At 59.2% G+C, this 17,507-nt stretch carries 18 protein-coding genes and 1 pseudogene; 9 read left to right on the forward strand and 10 right to left on the reverse strand.

Annotated elements, in window-relative coordinates; all coding sequences use genetic code 11:
- The first annotated feature begins 17 nt into the window (after positions 1-17).
- Together QCL51_RS15010 and QCL51_RS15015 are read left to right on the forward strand one after the other, a co-directional pair.
- Entirely contained in the window at positions 18-1,295 is a 1,278-nt protein-coding gene (locus QCL51_RS15010; protein ID WP_004575388.1) for a bifunctional O-acetylhomoserine aminocarboxypropyltransferase/cysteine synthase, read from the forward strand.
- A gap of 64 nt (positions 1,296-1,359) precedes the next feature.
- Positions 1,360-2,124: a hypothetical protein gene (locus QCL51_RS15015; RefSeq protein ID WP_103469094.1), complete on the forward strand. Its 765-nt coding sequence runs from the start codon at positions 1,360-1,362 to the stop codon at positions 2,122-2,124.
- Between the two features lie 82 nt (positions 2,125-2,206).
- Here the strand turns inward: QCL51_RS15015 and QCL51_RS15020 are convergent, their stop codons facing one another.
- A complete protein-coding gene (locus QCL51_RS15020; protein ID WP_014860874.1) occupies positions 2,207-2,680 on the reverse strand; it encodes an anti-virulence regulator CigR family protein in 474 nt (157 codons plus the stop codon).
- A 145-nt stretch (positions 2,681-2,825) separates the two neighbouring features.
- Here QCL51_RS15020 and QCL51_RS15025 point away from each other — a divergent pair, with 145 nt between their 5' ends.
- Positions 2,826-3,989, forward strand: coding sequence for an AAA family ATPase (locus QCL51_RS15025; RefSeq protein WP_028698080.1), 1,164 nt, complete (start codon positions 2,826-2,828; stop codon positions 3,987-3,989).
- Between the two features lie 28 nt (positions 3,990-4,017).
- Here QCL51_RS15025 and QCL51_RS15030 read toward each other — a convergent pair whose 3' ends face one another.
- Complete coding sequence (locus QCL51_RS15030) at positions 4,018-4,674, reverse strand: HD domain-containing protein (protein WP_103444601.1); 657 nt, start codon at positions 4,672-4,674, stop codon at positions 4,018-4,020.
- Positions 4,675-4,928: 254 nt separating this feature from the next.
- On the opposite strand from QCL51_RS15030, the gene QCL51_RS15035 reads away from it, so the two are divergent.
- A complete protein-coding gene (locus QCL51_RS15035) occupies positions 4,929-7,157 on the forward strand; it encodes a TonB-dependent siderophore receptor (protein ID WP_021785004.1) in 2,229 nt (742 codons plus the stop codon).
- Between the two features lie 40 nt (positions 7,158-7,197).
- On the opposite strand, the gene glsB is transcribed toward QCL51_RS15035, so the two are convergent.
- From glsB to QCL51_RS15055, 4 genes are all read right to left on the reverse strand, one after another.
- Entirely contained in the window at positions 7,198-8,106 is a 909-nt protein-coding gene (gene glsB / locus QCL51_RS15040) for a glutaminase B (RefSeq protein ID WP_103444603.1), read from the reverse strand.
- A 263-nt stretch (positions 8,107-8,369) separates the two neighbouring features.
- Positions 8,370-8,828, reverse strand: coding sequence for a DUF3429 domain-containing protein (locus tag QCL51_RS15045; protein ID WP_103444604.1), 459 nt, complete (start codon positions 8,826-8,828; stop codon positions 8,370-8,372).
- A gap of 35 nt (positions 8,829-8,863) precedes the next feature.
- On the reverse strand, positions 8,864-9,424 hold the full coding sequence (gene folE, locus QCL51_RS15050) for a GTP cyclohydrolase I FolE (RefSeq protein WP_084850491.1): 561 nt from the start codon (positions 9,422-9,424) through the stop codon (positions 8,864-8,866).
- Positions 9,409-9,822, reverse strand: a complete 414-nt coding sequence (locus QCL51_RS15055; RefSeq protein WP_080671161.1) for a DUF393 domain-containing protein — start codon at positions 9,820-9,822, stop codon at positions 9,409-9,411. Before QCL51_RS15055 ends, folE begins: the two co-directional genes overlap by 16 nt.
- A 1,124-nt stretch (positions 9,823-10,946) precedes the next feature.
- Between QCL51_RS15055 and QCL51_RS15060 the strand changes: the two genes are divergently transcribed.
- The 3 genes from QCL51_RS15060 (at position 10,947) to QCL51_RS15070 (ending at position 12,258) form a co-directional block, all read left to right on the forward strand.
- Positions 10,947-11,126 carry a hypothetical protein gene (locus QCL51_RS15060; protein ID WP_020189938.1) on the forward strand — a complete coding sequence of 60 codons (180 nt, stop codon included), beginning with the start codon at positions 10,947-10,949 and terminating at the stop codon, positions 11,124-11,126.
- A 474-nt stretch (positions 11,127-11,600) separates the two neighbouring features.
- Positions 11,601-11,843 (forward strand): hypothetical protein, encoded by a 243-nt coding sequence (locus QCL51_RS15065; protein ID WP_014753559.1) that lies wholly within the window; start codon positions 11,601-11,603, stop codon positions 11,841-11,843.
- Between the two features lie 151 nt (positions 11,844-11,994).
- Positions 11,995-12,258 carry a DUF3077 domain-containing protein gene (locus QCL51_RS15070; RefSeq protein WP_003250694.1) on the forward strand — a complete coding sequence of 88 codons (264 nt, stop codon included), beginning with the start codon at positions 11,995-11,997 and terminating at the stop codon, positions 12,256-12,258.
- A gap of 63 nt (positions 12,259-12,321) precedes the next feature.
- Here QCL51_RS15070 and QCL51_RS15075 read toward each other — a convergent pair.
- The 4 genes and pseudogenes from QCL51_RS15075 to QCL51_RS15090 all read right to left on the reverse strand — a co-directional run.
- Positions 12,322-12,857, reverse strand: a pseudogene (locus QCL51_RS15075) (GNAT family N-acetyltransferase); the annotation flags it as partial.
- 116 nt (positions 12,858-12,973) lie between these two features.
- Entirely contained in the window at positions 12,974-13,780 is an 807-nt protein-coding gene (locus tag QCL51_RS15080; RefSeq protein WP_338443621.1) for an HNH endonuclease, read from the reverse strand.
- A 400-nt stretch (positions 13,781-14,180) separates the two neighbouring features.
- Positions 14,181-14,897 (reverse strand): SDR family oxidoreductase, encoded by a 717-nt coding sequence (locus tag QCL51_RS15085; protein ID WP_338443622.1) that lies wholly within the window; start codon positions 14,895-14,897, stop codon positions 14,181-14,183.
- Positions 14,898-14,942: 45 nt separating this feature from the next.
- Positions 14,943-15,428 carry a DUF2165 domain-containing protein gene (locus tag QCL51_RS15090; protein ID WP_338443624.1) on the reverse strand — a complete coding sequence of 162 codons (486 nt, stop codon included), beginning with the start codon at positions 15,426-15,428 and terminating at the stop codon, positions 14,943-14,945.
- Between the two features lie 373 nt (positions 15,429-15,801).
- Here QCL51_RS15090 and QCL51_RS15095 point away from each other — a divergent pair, with 373 nt between their 5' ends.
- Positions 15,802-16,839 carry a sensor domain-containing diguanylate cyclase gene (locus QCL51_RS15095; RefSeq protein WP_338443625.1) on the forward strand — a complete coding sequence of 346 codons (1,038 nt, stop codon included), beginning with the start codon at positions 15,802-15,804 and terminating at the stop codon, positions 16,837-16,839.
- 168 nt (positions 16,840-17,007) lie between these two features.
- Positions 17,008-17,415 carry a DUF3224 domain-containing protein gene (locus QCL51_RS15100; RefSeq protein WP_338443626.1) on the forward strand — a complete coding sequence of 136 codons (408 nt, stop codon included), beginning with the start codon at positions 17,008-17,010 and terminating at the stop codon, positions 17,413-17,415.
- The last annotated feature ends 92 nt before the right edge of the window (positions 17,416-17,507 follow it).

Consider the following 17,507-nt stretch of genomic DNA (forward strand, 5'->3'; position numbering starts at 1 on the left):
GCTCAAGGAACGATTGCATGAAGCTGGAAACGCTTGCCATCCATGCGGGCTTCAGCCCCGACCCGACCACCAAGGCGGTGGCCGTACCGATCTACCAGACCACCTCCTTCGCCTTCGATGACACCCAGCACGGCGCCGATCTGTTTGACCTGAAGGTTGCCGGCAACATCTACTCGCGCATCATGAACCCCACCAACGACGTGCTCGAGCAGCGCATGGCCGCCCTGGAAGGCGGGGTTGGCGCGCTGGCCGTTGCCTCGGGCATGGCGGCTATCACCTACGCCATCCAGACCGTCGCCGAAGCCGGCGACAATATCGTCTCGGTGGCCAAGCTGTACGGTGGCACCTACAACCTGCTGGCGCACACCCTGCCGCGCATGGGTATCCACACCCGCTTCGCGGCCCATGACGACATCGCCGCCCTCGAAGCGCTGATCGACGCGCGTACCAAAGCGGTATTCTGCGAGTCCATCGGCAACCCCGCCGGCAATATCGTCGATATCGCCGCGCTGGCCGAAGCTGCCCACCGCCACGGGGTACCGCTGATCGTCGACAATACCGTGGCCACCCCGGTGCTGTGCCGGCCGTTCGAGCACGGCGCCGACATCGTCGTGCACTCGCTGACCAAGTACATCGGCGGTCACGGCACCAGCATCGGCGGTATCGTCATCGACTCCGGCAAATTCCCCTGGGCCGAAAACAAGGAACGCTTCGCCCTGCTCAACACCCCCGACCCGTCCTACCACGGCGTCACCTACACCGAAGCCTTCGGGCCTGCCGCCTTCATCGGCCGCTGCCGTGTGGTGCCCTTGCGCAACACGGGCGCCGCGCTGTCGCCGTTCAATGCTTTCCTGATCCTGCAAGGCCTGGAAACCCTGGCCCTGCGCATGGAGCGCCATACCGAGAACGCGCTAAAGGTCGCCCATTACCTGCAAGCCCACGAGCAGGTGGCCTGGGTGAAGTTCGCCGGGCTGCCCGACCACCCCGAACATGAACTGGCCCAGCGCTACACCGGCGGCAAGCCGGCGTCGATCCTGTCGTTCGGTATCAAGGGTGGCCAAGCGGCTGGCGCGCGCTTCATCGACGCGTTGCAGTTGGTGGTACGCCTGGTGAACATCGGCGACGCCAAGTCACTGGCCTGCCATCCCGCTTCCACTACTCATCGTCAGCTCAACGACGAGGAACTGGAGAAGGCCGGCGTGCCACGGGACATGGTGCGCCTGTCGATCGGCATCGAACACAGTGACGACATCATCGCCGACCTGGCCCAGGCCTTGGAGGCCAGCCGCGGCTGATTCCTCCGCGCCCTACCCAATGTCGAAGGCGGGCGCACCTTCATCAAGCCTGGATGCACCCGCAATGACCCTGTTTTACCTGAAACTCACCATCACCCCCCTGCTGATGTGGGCCATCTCCCTCGCGTCCCGGCGCTGGGGCGGCCTGCTAGGCGGTTTGCTGTCCGGCCTGCCGATCACCTCGGCGCTGGTGATGACCTTCCTGTGCCTGGAACAGGGCACGGCCTTCGCCCTGGGCGCGTTGCCCGGCGCACTGGGCGGCCTGGCGGCGGTGCAGGCCACCTACACCGTCTACCTGCTGGCCACGCGCACACTCGGCATCGCCGTGGCCGTACTGCTGGCGTTGCTGTTCTATGGCATGGCCGCCTATGCCTTTACCCACTGGGGCAGCCTGTACCTGTCGATTGCAGTGGCGTTGGTGCTGATCGGCGTGCTGATCCGCGCCAGCGGCCGCGAGCCCAAACCTGATACTTTGGCCCGCCCCCGGCACCGGCACTGGGAAATCCCGTTGCGCATGGTATCCGCCACGTCCCTGCTGATGATCACCACCAGCCTGGCCAGCTGGCTGGGCCCGGCGACCAGTGGGATGCTGGCGCCGATTCCGGTGATTGCGTGGCCACTGGTGGTGTTCGCCCATGTGCAGGGCGGGCGAGCCGGGATGGCGGCGATGGTGCGGGGCAATGCGATCGGCGCGGTGGGGGTGATTGCGTTCTATCTGGTCTTGGCGGGGCTGCTGGAAACGTGGGGCGTTGGCGTCACCATCGGGCTGGCCATGCTGTGCGCTGTGGTGCTGACCATTGGGCTGGCCGCTGTGTTGCGGCGACGTTGATAGGCCGTTGGGGCTGCTTCGCAGCCCATCGCAGGCAAGCCAGCGCCTGCAGGGACCGGGCGGACTGCTCGCACCTGCGGCCTTAGTCGAACGCCCCGTTCAACACCTCATAGATGATCCCGGTCGCCACGGCGACCAGTATCAGGTCTGCGCCTGCCTGCATCCACTCATACCCGTCATAGTGAGGCAGCTGCCCCAGCAGACGGCCATCCAGTTTCTTGGCGATACCAGGTGGTAGGGGCTTGCCGCGGGCCAGGTTCTTCTGAATGCCTGGAGGCAATGCCGGGCCCGGGCTCCAGTAGTTGCGGTGGCCACCGAGGATGCCCAATACATCGCCACGGTCGATGGACGGGCCGCCGTGCCAGTCATTGCCGCCGGCGCTCTGCTTGTGGCCGCCCGAATTGCCCTGGCCCTGGGCGTGCGGCGCCTGGCCCTTGCCGTGCCCCTGACCTTGGCCCTGGCCTTTGCCATTACCCGGGTCGGCGAGCACCGGGCCAGAGGCCAAGGCCACCGCCAATGAGGTGACAACGGCTGTCATGATTGTTGATCTGGCCATGTGAGCATCCTTTGCGAGAGAGGTTGCCCCACACTATAGACGGTGCGCACGCCTGCTTCACTTGCAACAGCCTCAGCAGGGAGGCTGACAAGGCAGGCACGCTTCGGCCACAATCGGTCGCCTGGTCCACGCTGGGAAGCACTGCATGCTCACTACCCTCGCCATCGGCAACTACCGCTCGATCAACCACCTGGTCCTGCCGCTGGGCCAACTCAACCTGGTGACCGGTGCCAACGGCAGCGGCAAATCCAACCTGTACAAGGCGCTGCGCCTGCTGGCCGAAACCGCACAGGGCGGTGTGGTCGAAGCCCTCGCCCGTGAAGGCGGGCTGGATTCGACCTGGTGGGCCGGCCCAGAAACCAGCGCACGAATGCGGCGCGGCGAAGTGCCCATCCAAGGCCAGCATCCGAGCGAAGCCAGGCGCCTGCGCCTGGGCTTTGCCACCGAGGACCTCGGGTTTGCCATCACACTCGGCCTGCCAATTCCCCTGCCGTATCCGACCGCGTTCATGCTCGACCCCGAAATAAAGTGCGAGGCCATCTGGGGCGCTGGCGCCTATCGGCCCTCGTCCTTGCTGGTCGAGCGCAAGAACGCCTTGGTGCGGGCCCGCGAGGGCAACAGCTGGGCGGTGCTTGATCAGCATGCTGACAGCGGCGAGAGCTTCTTCAACATCGTCGGCCGGCCCCGCCAGGCACCGGAAATCGGTGACCTGCGCGCATTCATCAATAGCTGGCGGTTTTACGATCACTTCCGGATTGACCGTGATGCGCCTTGCCGTCAACCCCAACTGGGCACTCGCTCGCCGGTACTGCATCACGACGGGCGCAACCTTGCCTCAGCGTTGCAGACCATTATCGAAATTGGCGATGTGGAGGATCTGGTGGAAGCGCTGAATGACGCGTTTCCCGGCAGCCGTCTGGAGATCAATGCGCCACCTGGCGGGCTGTTCAGTGTAAGGCTGCACCAGCACGGTCTTTTGCGCCCGCTCGAGGGTGCTGAATTGTCGGACGGCACCCTGCGTTATCTTCTGCTGATGGCCGCCCTGCTTACACCACGGCCGCCATCGCTGATGGTCTTGAACGAACCGGAAACCAGTCTGCACGCGGACCTGCTTCCGGCCTTGGCGCGGCTGATCATTCGTGCATCACGCCGTAGCCAGGTTTGGGTGGTATCGCACAGTGCGCCATTAATCAACGCGCTGGCAGCCTGTGACGGGTGCAATGTGCTAGAGCTGGAAAAAATACAAGGGCAAACCCAGCTGCGGGGGGTTGGGTTGCTGGATGAGCCGCTGTGGCGCTGGGCTGACTGAATTCAAGGACGGTATGAGCCCGGCATGACTAACCGGCCCCGGTAATCTCATCCATGAACTGGGTAAGAAAGGTTTCAAGCCGGGTATGACGCTCGGCAGCAAGGCGAGCCCCTTCTTGGGTTTTAAAGCCCGAGGCGAGCTTGAGCAGTTTGGTCTGGAAGTGCTCGATGGCATACGCCCCGTCCTGGTACGCCCTCTGCTGCGCGAAAGGATTCTCGAAGTCATAGAGCGCCGACCCCATTCGCCCGGAGACGTAAAAACACCGGGCAATACCCACCGCGCCTATGGCGTCAAGCCGGTCACTGTCCTGAAGGATGCAGGCCTCAAGTGTCAGCGGTTCGAGTCCTGCCGAGTAACTGTGTGTTTTGATCGCATGCACTACTTGCTCAACGCGCCCACTCGGCCAGCCCATCTCAGCAAGGGCTGATGCAGCCTTGTTCGCCGACAACGTCGAAGCCTGCCCACGTAACGGCGAATGCTTTTCCACTGCCACACAGTCGTGCAGCACCGTCGCCGCAAGCAAGATTTCAAGGTCGCCACCCTCTACCCGCTGGATCCGGTGCGCATTGACCCACACGCGCTGAATATGGGCCAAGTCGTGGGAGCCATCACGCTGGTCGGACGGCAGATACTTCAGCAAGTCAGTGGCAAGAGACTGATAAGGGGCAAACGCTTCGCGGGTCATCTTCGGTAGGTTCCATTTCCGGTGAATGCACGGGTTCACGGGTGCCGTCCGGACGCTGCCTTGGGCAAGTACCGAGAGCCTGCATGTCGGTTTCAAAGCCTGTACAGCACTGGCAGGAGCAGCCTTGTGCTGCAATGAGGATGTTACTGCCAAAGTAATTCCTCAGCCCTATCAGCACCTTGCTACTAAGTATTTCCGTCAACAACACGTTTGTTACTGGGAGCACTTGTATTCGATCAGCAAGGAGTCAATGGATGTCCGCTCGCTTTTCCTCCCCCGCCACCCGTATTCGCCAAACCGCACTAGCGGTCAGCTTCGCGGGCTCGCTGCTGGGCACTGCAAATGCCAGGGCTGAGCCAGTGGATTACAGCACCCCGGCAGATTCGTTAGCCAGCGCTGAACAGGATGGCGCCATGGAGCTTGCGGCAACCACCGTCTCCAGCATGGCCCTGGGTGCCACCACCGAAGGCACCGGCAGCTACACCACCGGCTCGGTCAATACCGCAACCGGGCTGCGGCTGTCTGCACGCGAGACACCCCAATCGGTCAGCGTGGTCACCCGCCAGCAGATTGAAGACCAGAACCTGAACGATGTTGCCCAAGTGCTTGAACAGACACCAGGCGTGGTCGTTGACAGCATGGGGCCCGCCGGAAGCGACGCCAACCATATCTACGTGCGCGGCTTCGAGGTCGGCAGCATCCAGGTGGACGGCATCAACCGCCCCGATACCTTTGGCTTCAGGGACGACCTCTCCGACATGGTGTCGTATGACCGGGTAGAGGTAGTGCGCGGTGCCACGGGCCTGATGTCCGGCACTGGCGACCCGGGCGCCACCGTCAACCTGATCCGCAAGAAGCCGACCCTGGAAACACAACGCAAGCTGACCTTGAAAGCGGGCTCGTGGGACAACTACCGCACCGAACTAGACGTTTCTGGCAAGTTGACGCAAAGCGGCAATGTCCGCGGGCGTTTTGTCGCCTCCAATACCGACAGCCAGAGCTACGTCGACCGCCAATCGCTGGAACGGCAGGTGGCCTATGGGGTGCTGGAGTGGGACATCACCGACAGCACGATGCTGACAGCGGGTGCGGAATATCAGGAGATGGACAACGACGGGGCAGGCAACCACGGCTTCCCGATGTTCAATTCAGATGGCAGTCACTTCAGCCCCTCCCGCACGTTCAATTCAGCTTCGGACTGGAGCTATCACAAGCGTCGCACCAAGACGGTATTCACTACGCTGGAGCATCAACTGGACAACGGCTGGCAGTTGAAAGTGAATGCCGAACACAGCCGTCGCAGCTATGACGACACCTTTGCCACGGCTGCCAGCGGCACCGTCAAGCCCGATGGCAGTGGCATCAGCACCTGGACGGGGCGTTGGGCCGGCGAGCCCCGGCAGACCTCATTCGACCTGTCGGCGTCGGGCCCGTTCGAGCTGTTTTCACGCGAGCACCAGGCCTACCTCGGGGCCAGTCACTACCGCGCCTACTACCGCAACGACGGTTACCCACTGTGGACGATCCAGACCATCGACAACATTTACACCTGGGACGGTTCGCTGGCGATACCAGACGCCATCCATGCCAAGTCCTCGGAGGACGCGCTGGATGAAACCCAGGACGGCCTGGTGGCTTCGGTACGCTGGAGCCTGGCCGATGACCTGTCGCTGATTACCGGGGCGCGGCTGATCGACTGGAAACGCGACGAAACCTCTACCACCCTGTCGTCCGGCGCGACAAGCCGCACTTCGCGTAGCGAAACCGGAGTCGTCACGCCCTACCTTGGCCTGGTGTATGACCTCAACGAGCACTGGTCGGCCTATGCCAGTTACACCACCATTTTCAAACCGCAGAGCAACAAGGATATCAACGGGACCTACCTGGACCCGTTGGAAGGCGTTAACTACGAGCTCGGTCTGAAGAGTGAGTTCTGGGACCAGCGCCTGACCGCGGCTTTCAGCGTTTTCGAGGTACACCAGGACAACCTGGCGGTAGCCGACGGAAGCAACCTGGCGCCAGACGGCAACCAGGCCTACCGTGCCGAGTCGGGTACCAAGACACGCGGTTTCGAGATGGAAATGGCGGGCGAGGTTTTGCCTGATTGGCAGGTCTCGGCCAGCTACACCTATGCGGTGAGCAAGGATTCGGATGGCGACCGCCTGAACACTGAAATACCGCGAGACACCTTGAAACTGTTCACCAGCTACCGCCTGCCGACCCTGCCACAGTTGAAGGTCGGGGGTGGTGTGCGCTGGCAGGGTACCGAGTATTACAAGAGCGCCGGGCCCAACAACGAAACGTTCACCCAGGACCCCTACAGCGTGGTCGACCTGATGGCTCAATATGCCTTCACGCCGCAGACCAGCGTTTCACTGAACCTCAACAACGTGTTTGACAAAACCTACTACACGGCGATTGGCGCGCGCGGCTGGTATGGGAGCCCACGCAGCGCCACGGCCACGTTGGTGTACGCGTTCTGACCCGCGAAGGCGACGCCTGATTGCCCCCTGAGTTCGCTGATCAGAACACCGACCATCCGATCCGCGAACTGAGCAGCTCAAGCGCCGCCATCCCGGCCAGGGAGTTGCCCGCAGCGTTCAACTCTGGCGACCACACGCATACGGTAAATTGCCCCGGCACGATCGCCACGATACCGCCACCCACGCCACTCTTGCCAGGCAAACCCACCCTGAAGGCAAAATTCCCCGCCTCGTCATACAGCCCGCTGGTGGCCATGATCGAGTTCACTTGTTGGGTCTGGCGCCGCGTCAGGATCTGCTCACCGCTGTGCTTGCAGAACCCATCATTGGCCAGGAAGCAGAATGCCCGCGCCAGGTCCAGGCAGTTCATTTGCAGTGCGCAGTAACTGAAGTAACTGCGCAGCACCGTCTCGACCTCGTTATGGAAGTTGCCAAATGACTGCATCAGGTACGCCATGGCAGCGTTGCGCGCGCGAAACTGATATTCCGAATCAGCGACCCGGGTATTGATCGAGATGCGAGGGTTGCCTGAAAGCCGTCGGACAAAATCGCGCATCGACAACGTGGGGGCCGCGAAGCGCGACTGATTGATATCGCAGATCACCAATGCCCCGGCATTGATGAACGGATTACGCGGCCGCCCGCGCTCGAACTCCAGCTGCACCAACGAGTTGAACGGCTGCCCCGAAGGCTCATGCCCCAGCCGCTCCCAAATGGCTTCCCCCGAATGGCCAATGGCCTGAACCAGGCTGAACACCTTGGAAATGCTCTGCACCGAGAATGGCACCTGCGCGTCGCCTGCGCAGTGATAACTGCCATCGTTGCCATAGACAGCGATGCCCAGCTGGTTCGCCGGCACGTCCGCCAGCGCGGGAATGTAGTCAGCGACTTTGCCCTTGCCGATCAAGGGACGTACTTCTTCGAGAATCTCGTTCAACAGCGTTTGCATGGAAGGCCCTGTATCAATCCCCAGACGACGGCGAGGGGCAGTCTTCTTGACGAAGACCGAGCGGGAGAGATCACACATTCAGAAACAAATCACTGTAAGCGTCGTCATCGCCAGGAAGATCGCCGCGCGTTACGGCCGTGAAGGCAGCTGTAAAAAGCTGCGAGGGCCGGCCAGGCGCCGCACCGATGTTGTGGGAATTTCCCCAACGATCCGGCCATCACGCGGCTGGCTGGGTAAAACGGATCGAAGCGTGGATTGGGGTTTCAAAAATCAATGAATACGGCGAGTGCACTGAGCAGCAAACAGAGGCTCGCGACAGCCGTTAAATGCACGCGCATCGGCAGATACCACCCAGGCACCGCTTGCGCCAGTTTGCGATCCTGCCAAAGATGGCCGATAAAACCAAAGGTCAACACTAGACACCCCACCGGCACAGGCAGCAACGCGCCAACCCAACCGATCAGGGCCGGTATAACGCTCCACACCAGTCGCTCTTGACGCTGCTTCGCGGGCAACCCCTGCAACGTCATGGCGAACCCCCAGTGCAGGGCACCGACGAAGCTCAATATCACCGCGCCATAGCCAACCAGCATCATCGAGAAAAACGCTCGATACTCAGCCCAAAAAAGGATGAGCAGCGTCAAACCAATAAACGGCAGCAGACCGCCGTACCCCAGGGCAGCGAAGCGGCTTGGAGATAACGCAGTAGCATCGGTATTCATCTGGGCGCCCCTTCGCGACGGTTCAGGACCGGACGTCAACTGTGTCGTCCAATGAGGTTAAGGAATTCGTGCCGCGTAGAGGGGTCGTCGCGAAATTCACCTAACATCACGGATGTCATCATCACCGAGTTCTGCTTCTCTACCCCGCGCATCATCATGCACATATGCTTGGCTTCGATCACGACCGCCACTCCTGCAGCATCCGTGACTTCCTGCACGGCATACGCGATTTGCCGCGTGAGGTTTTCCTGTATCTGTAAACGACGAGCGAACATGTCCACCACGCGTGCAACCTTGGAAAGGCCTAACACGCGTCCTGTTGGCAGGTACGCGACATGAGCCTTGCCAATAAACGGCAGCATGTGGTGTTCGCACAATGAGTAGAGCTCAATGTCACGCACCACAATCATTTCATCGTTTTCACTCTCGAACAGAGCACCGTTTACGACCTCGTGAAGATCCTGGGCATACCCGTTGCACAAGTACTGCATCGCTTTTGCCGCACGCTGGGGTGTGTCCAGAAGCCCTTCGCGCTGCGGGTTCTCACCAATGCCGACGAGGATTTCATGAAAGTGCTCGGCTAACGAATGTGACATTTGGACTCCTCACCGCTACAGCGGTGCCCGCCATCGGGATGTGGTAGCCAGGCCAAGCGTGGCCTCAATCGACAGAACAGCCTGTAAAGAACCGAAAACAGGGGACGTAGCGGGCGCCAGGCCAGTGGCGCGACCCACAGGCCCACATCCGCAGCACGCCAACTCCACAAGGTGGCGTCCAAGCCTGTAACCCAGTGCCCGCTCGCGAACCGTCCATGCAGGCATGACCTCAGTTGTTCAACCGTGAAGCCCAACGCCCCTGCATCGAAATCATTAGCACTGATGTCAACCAGTGTGAGCTTTCCACCGGTCGAGTGCCTGCGCAGGAAGGCGATCTCCCGAGCGCACAATGGGCAGGCGCCGTCGAAGTACAGGGTGAAGGGCCACTTGCAATACATGTACAACCTCTCATGCTTGTACAGGTTTTTGTATAAGTTAGCTGAAATCAGGAAATTCGCAATGGGGGGGGTTATAGGGGGGCTGGGGGGTGTTCGCCGGTGGATTTGTGTTGCCGGTGAGATCGAGCGCCGCCCGCGCGGCGCATCGCGAGCTGCGCTCGCTCCTACGTTTGTTTCGGGCCAGTAATGCCTGTGAGAGGCGCGCGCGACCGCCTTGTTTGTACGACGCGATATCGCGCCATGCGCCAAGGCGTTCGCGCGCAAATCCCCAGGAATCATTGGCCCGAAACAAACGTAGGAGCGAGCGCAGCTCGCGATGCGCCGCGCGGGCGGCGCGCGATCTCACTGCCACCAAACCTCCCATGGCAGTTAGCTGAAACCAGGAAATTCGCAATGGGGGGTATAGGGGGCTGGGGTGTTCGCCGGTGGATTTGTGTTGCCGGTGAGATCGAGCGCCGCCCGCGCGGCGCATCGCGAGCTGCGCTCGCTCCTACGTTTGTTTCGGGCCAGTAATGCCTGTGAGAGGCGCGCGCGACCGCCTTGTTTGTACGACGCGATATCGCGCCATGCGCCAAGGCGTTCGCGCGCAAATGCCCCAGGAATAATTGGCCCGAAACAAACGTAGGAGCGAGCGCAGCTCGCGATGCGCCGCGCGGGCGGCGCGCGATCTCACTGCCACCAAACCTCCCATGGCAGTTAGCTGAAACCAGGAAATTCGCAATGGGGGGTATAGGGGGCTGGGGTGCTCGCCGGTGGATTTGTGTTGCCGGTGAGATCGAGCGCCGCCCGCGCGGCGCATCGCGAGCTACGCTCGCTCCTACGTTTGTTTCGGGCCAGTAATGCCTGTGAGAGGCGCACGCGACCGCCTTGTTTGTACGACGCGATATCGCGCCATGCGCCAAGGCGTTCGCGCGCAAATGCCCCAGGAATAATTGGCCCGAAACAAACGTAGGAGCGAGCGCAGCTCGCGATGCGCCGCGCGGGCGGCGCGCGATCTCACTGCCACCAAACCTCCCATGGCAGGCACCCTCCACTCGCCGCAACCAGATTTGCTAAGATCGCGGCATTCCCGCTGGGTGAACTGCGTATTCACTCGAGCCCTTTGCAGCCTGCTGGAACACCCGATGAACAAACTGATCCTGCCTTTCGCCATCTTCGTTAGCGTCATCATCACGGGGAAGATCGCCGAGCATTACGGCCTGGAGGGCAGCTGGAAAGTCGGCCTGCTGTGCCTCGTTGCAGCTGCCGTCCAGATCGCGGTTACCCGCTTTCAGCGCCACCAGCGGCAGAAAGCCGAGCTTTGAAGGGCGCAGGGCCCTCTGGATGATCACGTTATGGGGACCTTTCTTTCACCCAATTTTCACAGTGGCTTGGGCAGGATGAAGCAATCCCTACGTGATAGTACTTAGCCCGCCTCGGCGGGCTTTCTTTTGCCCGCATGTTTCCTGTCGACGTTTTGAGGAACGGGAGCGGGTCGAAAAATCAGAAATAACCCCTTCCTTGTAGGCCATTTCCCAAAGATACTCCTCGCGCCTGATTTTCGTTGCACATGGAAATAGTCAGCCCTAGTCTCGGCCTGTCGCTGCCAATTCAGCGACCGGTTTTGACAGACCGCTGACGTTGTCCTCATGTGCTCGCTTTCATGGCGGCTGTACGTGTGGGCACCCTGTGGTGCGCCGAGTGCCAACGTCTCGGTCTGTCAACCCGCGTACAGCTGCCACCATCTTGTTTGACAGCAAGGTTGAGGTAGCTCCACTTTCCGACGTTGGAGTTACGCCATGCTCAAGATCGTTCCAGATCCACCCCACAGAACCCTCTGCCTTGAAGACACCCTGATTCAGGCCACGGATTACGCGCTTTGCGCTGCAACTGTCGTGCATCAGGCAATGCTGCTGCAGCCCAAGTCACCCGCGTCGATTTTGATGATGACCTCGATGCATGAACTGGAGACTTTGAGAGCTTTGCTCGAGTCCGCAATAGCCCAAGTGCAGATGCCCACTGAACCTCGCACTACGCACTGACGTCTCGCTGATGTACTGCCTGGGCCGGCCTCTTCGCGGATACCCCCTCCCAGGCACTCCCTCAGCCTTGAGGACTGCCGTGCTCCCGTAGGAGCGGGTTTACCCGCGAATAGGCCCGTACAGGCTGAAGCAATCTTGGGGAAACTGAACAATGTCCACAGAAGAAACCAAATTCACCGTCGGCAAAACCACCTTCTACCAAGGTGAAAACCAGACCCATCCCCTCTTCCGCATCGAAGCCGGCATCCCTTGCCAGAGTGCCCGTGAACAGGCTTCGGAACTGATGGGCTATGCACGGGACATGACCCTGGATGGATTGATGGAAGATAAACCTCAGTTGATCTGGGCTTCGCATTACCTTTGCGCGTTAGCCAAGGCACTGATGGATGATGCTGAACTGGGCATGATGCGCTGAATGACTCATCATTGACTGGGTGCCTTCAAGACCTATGCGACTCCCGATTTTGAAGGCGACCCAACGACCTAGCCCCTTGCCTCTTTTCTCGCTGGACGCGGTCCAAGATTCAGTTCCATCGACTGAGACATCAAAGCCGAACCCACACGCAAAGGCTCCGGTGCGCCGACTGCATGAAATCCGCTCGCTTTGTACAAGTGCATCGCCGGGATATCTGCAATCGTCACACCAAGACGGACACATGCCGCACCGCGATCTTCAGCCCATGTGATAGCCCTCTCAAGCAAGGCACTCCCGGCTCCGAGCCCACGTGCATCAGGCGCAACCCACATCTGGAAAATCTCGACAACGCTTGACTCAACGTCGGATGCCTTGCACCACACCAAGCCACACGCCTCATTATTCCAATGAGCGAAGAAAGCTTGAGCAGTGCTGGAGCTAGCGACGGCTGATACGCGGGCTCGCCAATCATCGTCGTCCCGGACTGATTCGCGCTCGTGAGTACTCGCGAACGCCTCATGAGAGTCACGTAGGGCCCGCAGACGTAGATCCCGATAAGATCGCCAATCAGATGCTGCTACAGGGCGAACAAAGAGCATACCACCTCCATTGTGTATTGCTTCAGCGAGAGCTATTGGCGTTTCAGAAGATACTCATATTATTGGATTGAACGCTGTAGCTAGGCTATATACCCGGTACGCTTAGATGTCTATGCCTACTGAGGCTCGATGACCCATCGTCCGCGTAACATGCCTTTCAGCTCATCGACACTGAGGGTCATGTCGCGCTTGCGGTGGACTACCGCATGACAGTTCGCACATAACGTCACGAGGTCTGTCTCAGGATTCACAGCCTGTTCTCCACCAAATTTCGAAATAGGTACTACGTGATGAACGTGAATGAAGCCCTTTGCATGTTCGCCGTAAGCCTGCTCGAAATCAAAACCGCATGCTTTGCAGTCAAGACCGTGAATAGCGATGGCCTTCATCCTAAGATCTTTCCGGCGTTCGTATCGGGTTCCAAAGTAGCTTGTCTTGCTGCCTTCATTAGCCGATTCAAATGTAATCGGATCGTCTTCTGACTGCGGTAGAGCAGTATCCAACCGCGGATCTAAAAGCTTCGCGTGGCTTAAGATAGCGTCGTAATCAGACTGAGAAATGAGCCGAACCCCGTCACGCCAGTAGTTACTCGCGCGGCTGCCGGGAATAGTCTCCATGTATGCGCCGTCGATTTTGGCGGGAACAGCGCTCTCAAATGGAATGAAATTTTCAATCAAAGCAAAAAGATCACCCTTATTACTACTGCTATCTGCGTAGACCTTGCCTATACGTGCCTTGCCAAAATAGTGCGGATTGGCACACAGACGGACCGAGGCAAAGGCTTTATCTTTGATACGCCCTTTGTAGTAAACAACCTCGGTTCCCTGAGCGAGCAAGGTTTGGTAACGCTTGGGGAAGTGATAGACAGCGCCTGTCTGGTCTTCCCACTGTGATGTATCGTTTTCAACGATGACGACGGGCATTCCATTTTCCTCTCGACTGACGGCAGAAGCCTATCAAAAAAGAGGAATTTTCCTACAGCGCAGTGGAAAAAGGACAACATTCCGGCGTAATCACAGTCGCCCTAACCGCTCAAGCGAATTCTCTGCAGGGGTGGTTTTGCGTAGCACAACGGTTTTCAAGACAGTGGTACAAGCGTCCAATCCATGCAGTTTCAGTGACGTAATCGATTCAAAAAAAGGACGAAACGGCACGGCTACAGACCGTTTCGCTCAAACCTGTCCCCAGGGGAAATTGCGTTTCTGGTTGGGTTTATGAATTCCATTTCTTTCTTGCGCGCTTCGAGCCTGAAGAGGCATGACACCGGGCGAGTACCGACGGCAGCACAGCCACTAAACTTGAGGGCTGATGGCAGCTTTGGCCTCAGAAGCGCTCATCACCGATAGCCGGCAAGATCAGCTCCCGTACGAACGAAGCCTCGGACAAGCGCAACAGCGCGTCGACCATAGTGACCACATCATGCACCGGTACCTGGCGCCGCTCGCCACGTGCTGCGGCTTGTGCCAATGGCGTGTTCAGGGAGTCGTCGGTATTGAGATAACCCAGGTGAAGTACGGTCACCGCCAGGTTGTCATCCCTGAAACCTTCGCGCAGCGCATCAGCCATGCCGTTGAGGGCGAACTTTGAGGCGCCGAACGCTACCTCCGGGCGCCCACTCTGGCGAAGAGCTGAGGTCGAACCGGTGAGGATCAACTGCGGCCGGGGCGCACCAAGCAACTTGGGCACCAGGCGCTTGAGCAGAAGCAGCGTGGCCGTGATGTTCACCTCGACCAGCCTGGTGATCGATTCGTCGCTGTCGTCAAGGAATGCATAGTGCTCGCTGAAGGCGTGTTCTTCCCAGATGCCAACGTTGTAGATCAGGACATCCAGATCGGCAGGTGCCCGATCCGCGATCTGTGCCACAGCCGCCGTTGGCTTGGCAAGGTCGGCATCGACCCACTGCAGATCGATGCCCGGGGCAAGGGCCAAGTCTGACGGCTGTTTGCGTGATACGCCGATCAGCGTGTCCCCTGGCTTGCCGAGCCCTTCGAGCAAAGCCCGGCCCAACCCTCTTCCGGCGCCTACGATCATCATCTTCATCTGTTGCTCCTTTTAACTGAAATGCTCCAAGCTTCCCTAGGCCGCTCAACTCCAGCGGACATTCAGTACGACGAAGTGCAGCAGGATCCAGACCATCAACAGCAGATGGGTCAGTTGCAACCCTTCCTGGCGGATCCAGTAGCCGAACCATATCCCGCCCAGCAGCATCGCGAGCAGGAACCCGAGCGCTGCGCTCAAGGCCAGGTTCAACCAGGGCCGCGCCACCTCCAAGCCGGCGCCAAGCAGCAGTTCATAGCAGCCAACCCAAGCCGCGAGAACGGCGGCTGCCTGTGTCAGCACGATGATCGACAAGGCCAAGCGATGGATGGCGTGAGAGGTCATCGCTCGCACCAGCAGAGGGAGGCTGATTCCGGGAGGTTGGGCCAGCGGCGCCATCGACATGGTCTCCCCGATCGCCCCGGCTGAGCTGGCAAAGGCATGCAGGTTGTTGATCAGGCTGATACTCAGCCACAGGCTCAAGCCAATGCAGCAGGTGATCTGGAAAATCAGCAGTGAAGTCGGAGTGTCCATTCCTGGTCCTTTGTGAGTTCGTTTCCGAAAGCAGCGAGAGCGTCCGGACGCCACTCTAAAACCTTGACTTAACTCGAGGTCAATACCGGATTTCCAATAAGGCTGCCTGGGGCGACAACCTCAACCGTTCGTTCAAGCCGTCTGTAGGTCTTAGAAGTTTGTCGAGGTCTTGGGCGACCGACCGAGCCGCGCCGATCAACGCCACAGGTATTGCCCACTGGAAGATCCGGGATAGAGCCAACCGGTTTGCTATGCTCTCTATTCCGACTGGCCTGGCCTGAAGGCGCCGAGCGTGTGCGGCATTGGTCAAGATGCTTGAGAGTTTTCTATCCGCGTTTGTGGAAAAAACGAACCAAGGAGTGGAGTAATAGATATGCCAGCTTGTCCCCTACCCGCTGATGAAGCACTTCGTCAGCGCACACTTGATGATATGGACTTGGTCGATACGCCGGCCGAGCATTATCTTGATACCTTGGTACGACTCACCCAAGAACTAGCCCAGGTGGAGACCGTTCTGATCAGCCTAATCGATCAGGATCGGCAGTGGTTCAAGGCTCGAATCGGCATCGAGGTAAGCGAGACGAAGCGTAATGTGTCTTTTTGCGGCTACGCGATTCTCGGTGAAGATACCTTGATGGTTTCCGACGCCAGGTGCGATACACGCTTCGTGGACAATCCCCTCGTGCTGAACCCACCCTATATCCGGTTCTATGCGGGCCACCCGTTACGTGCCTCAAATGGCAAAGCCATTGGTACCCTGTGCATGTTCGATCCTCGGCCGCGGAAGCTCAGCGAAGCGCAACAGGCTAATTTTCGGGACTTAGCCACGCTCACCGAGGGTTATTTGCAACTGCGGAGCCTGGCTCAGGTCAATCGCGCTCTGCGTGTTGAAATGGATCGCGGGCAGCGCAGGGCTTTGCTTGATCCTTTGACACAACTATGGAACCGCGGGGCGTTGGCAGCATTTCAGAACCGAGAGCTTCGTTTGGCTGAGGAGCGAGGTTTACAGCTAGGTGCCGTATACGCAGACCTCGACCGTTTCAAATCGGTCAATGACGAGCATGGCCACGATGCCGGCGATAAAGTGCTCTGCGAGTGCGCCCGCCGACTGCGGGCTACGCTTCGGCCAGATGACCTGCTGGTACGCCAAGGAGGAGAGGAGTTCGTGGCCTTGCTACGGGTTAAAGATAGCCAAGAATTAACGCAGATTGCGGAGCGCTTGCGTCAGTCAATCGGCAGCGCGCCGTTTTTGTTACCCGGCGGCCCTCGGAAGATGACCATGAGCATTGGATGCGCCCTGCTCACCCAGGGTGAGCAGGTTGATGATGCAATAAAGCGCGCTGACGGCGGTCTCTATGCGGCCAAAAATGGAGGGCGTGACCAAGTTGTCTATGTGCCAGCGTTATCCTGAGGAAGTTAAGACTCGGTAACATGGGGCGAGACTCCCCTATACGAGCGCGCCTCATCTGGACAGGCGCTCGCTAAGCGAACGTTCGATGGTCGGCCTGACTTTCTTCGAGCGGATTGCGGCGATTACAGTAGACTAATCACCCAAACTTATGGAAAAGGTCGGATTTGAATGGAAGCGCTAGCAATCTTTTCGCCAAAAAATTTTAAACCTACAGGCATTAACCCTCCTGTCGAGATCACAACGGCCTTGCCAGTGACTGTCAGCACCATGGAAAAAACCTACGTCGGGGATATACAGGGTGAATCCTTAACGTTCTTCACCGCAGCATTTGACCACGCCACCAAGATAGGCACCTACATCGCGATGGAGAGCTTCAAAGGTACGGTGAATGGGCGAACGGGCACTTTCAATTTTGTCCACTCCGCATCAACAACGGGCTCGGAGCGTAACGACGAGTTTTTTTGCATCGTCGCAGGTAGTGGTACAAATGAATTGAAAGGAATCTCTGGATCCGGGGAGATCTCAATTGATAGTGAGGGTACGCATCGCATTCGGCTGAATTACCAGTTAACCTGATGAGCTCGCTTTCTACTGATCACCGCCCCTTGTTGCACAAGGGGGCGGGAATGGCGTCCACATCGCTGGACCAGCAAACCGCGACCGCCACC

The sequence above is a fragment of the Pseudomonas sp. LTR0 genome, assembly GCF_036630035.1.
Taxonomy (GTDB): Bacteria; Pseudomonadota; Gammaproteobacteria; order Pseudomonadales; family Pseudomonadaceae; genus Aquipseudomonas; species Aquipseudomonas putida_Y.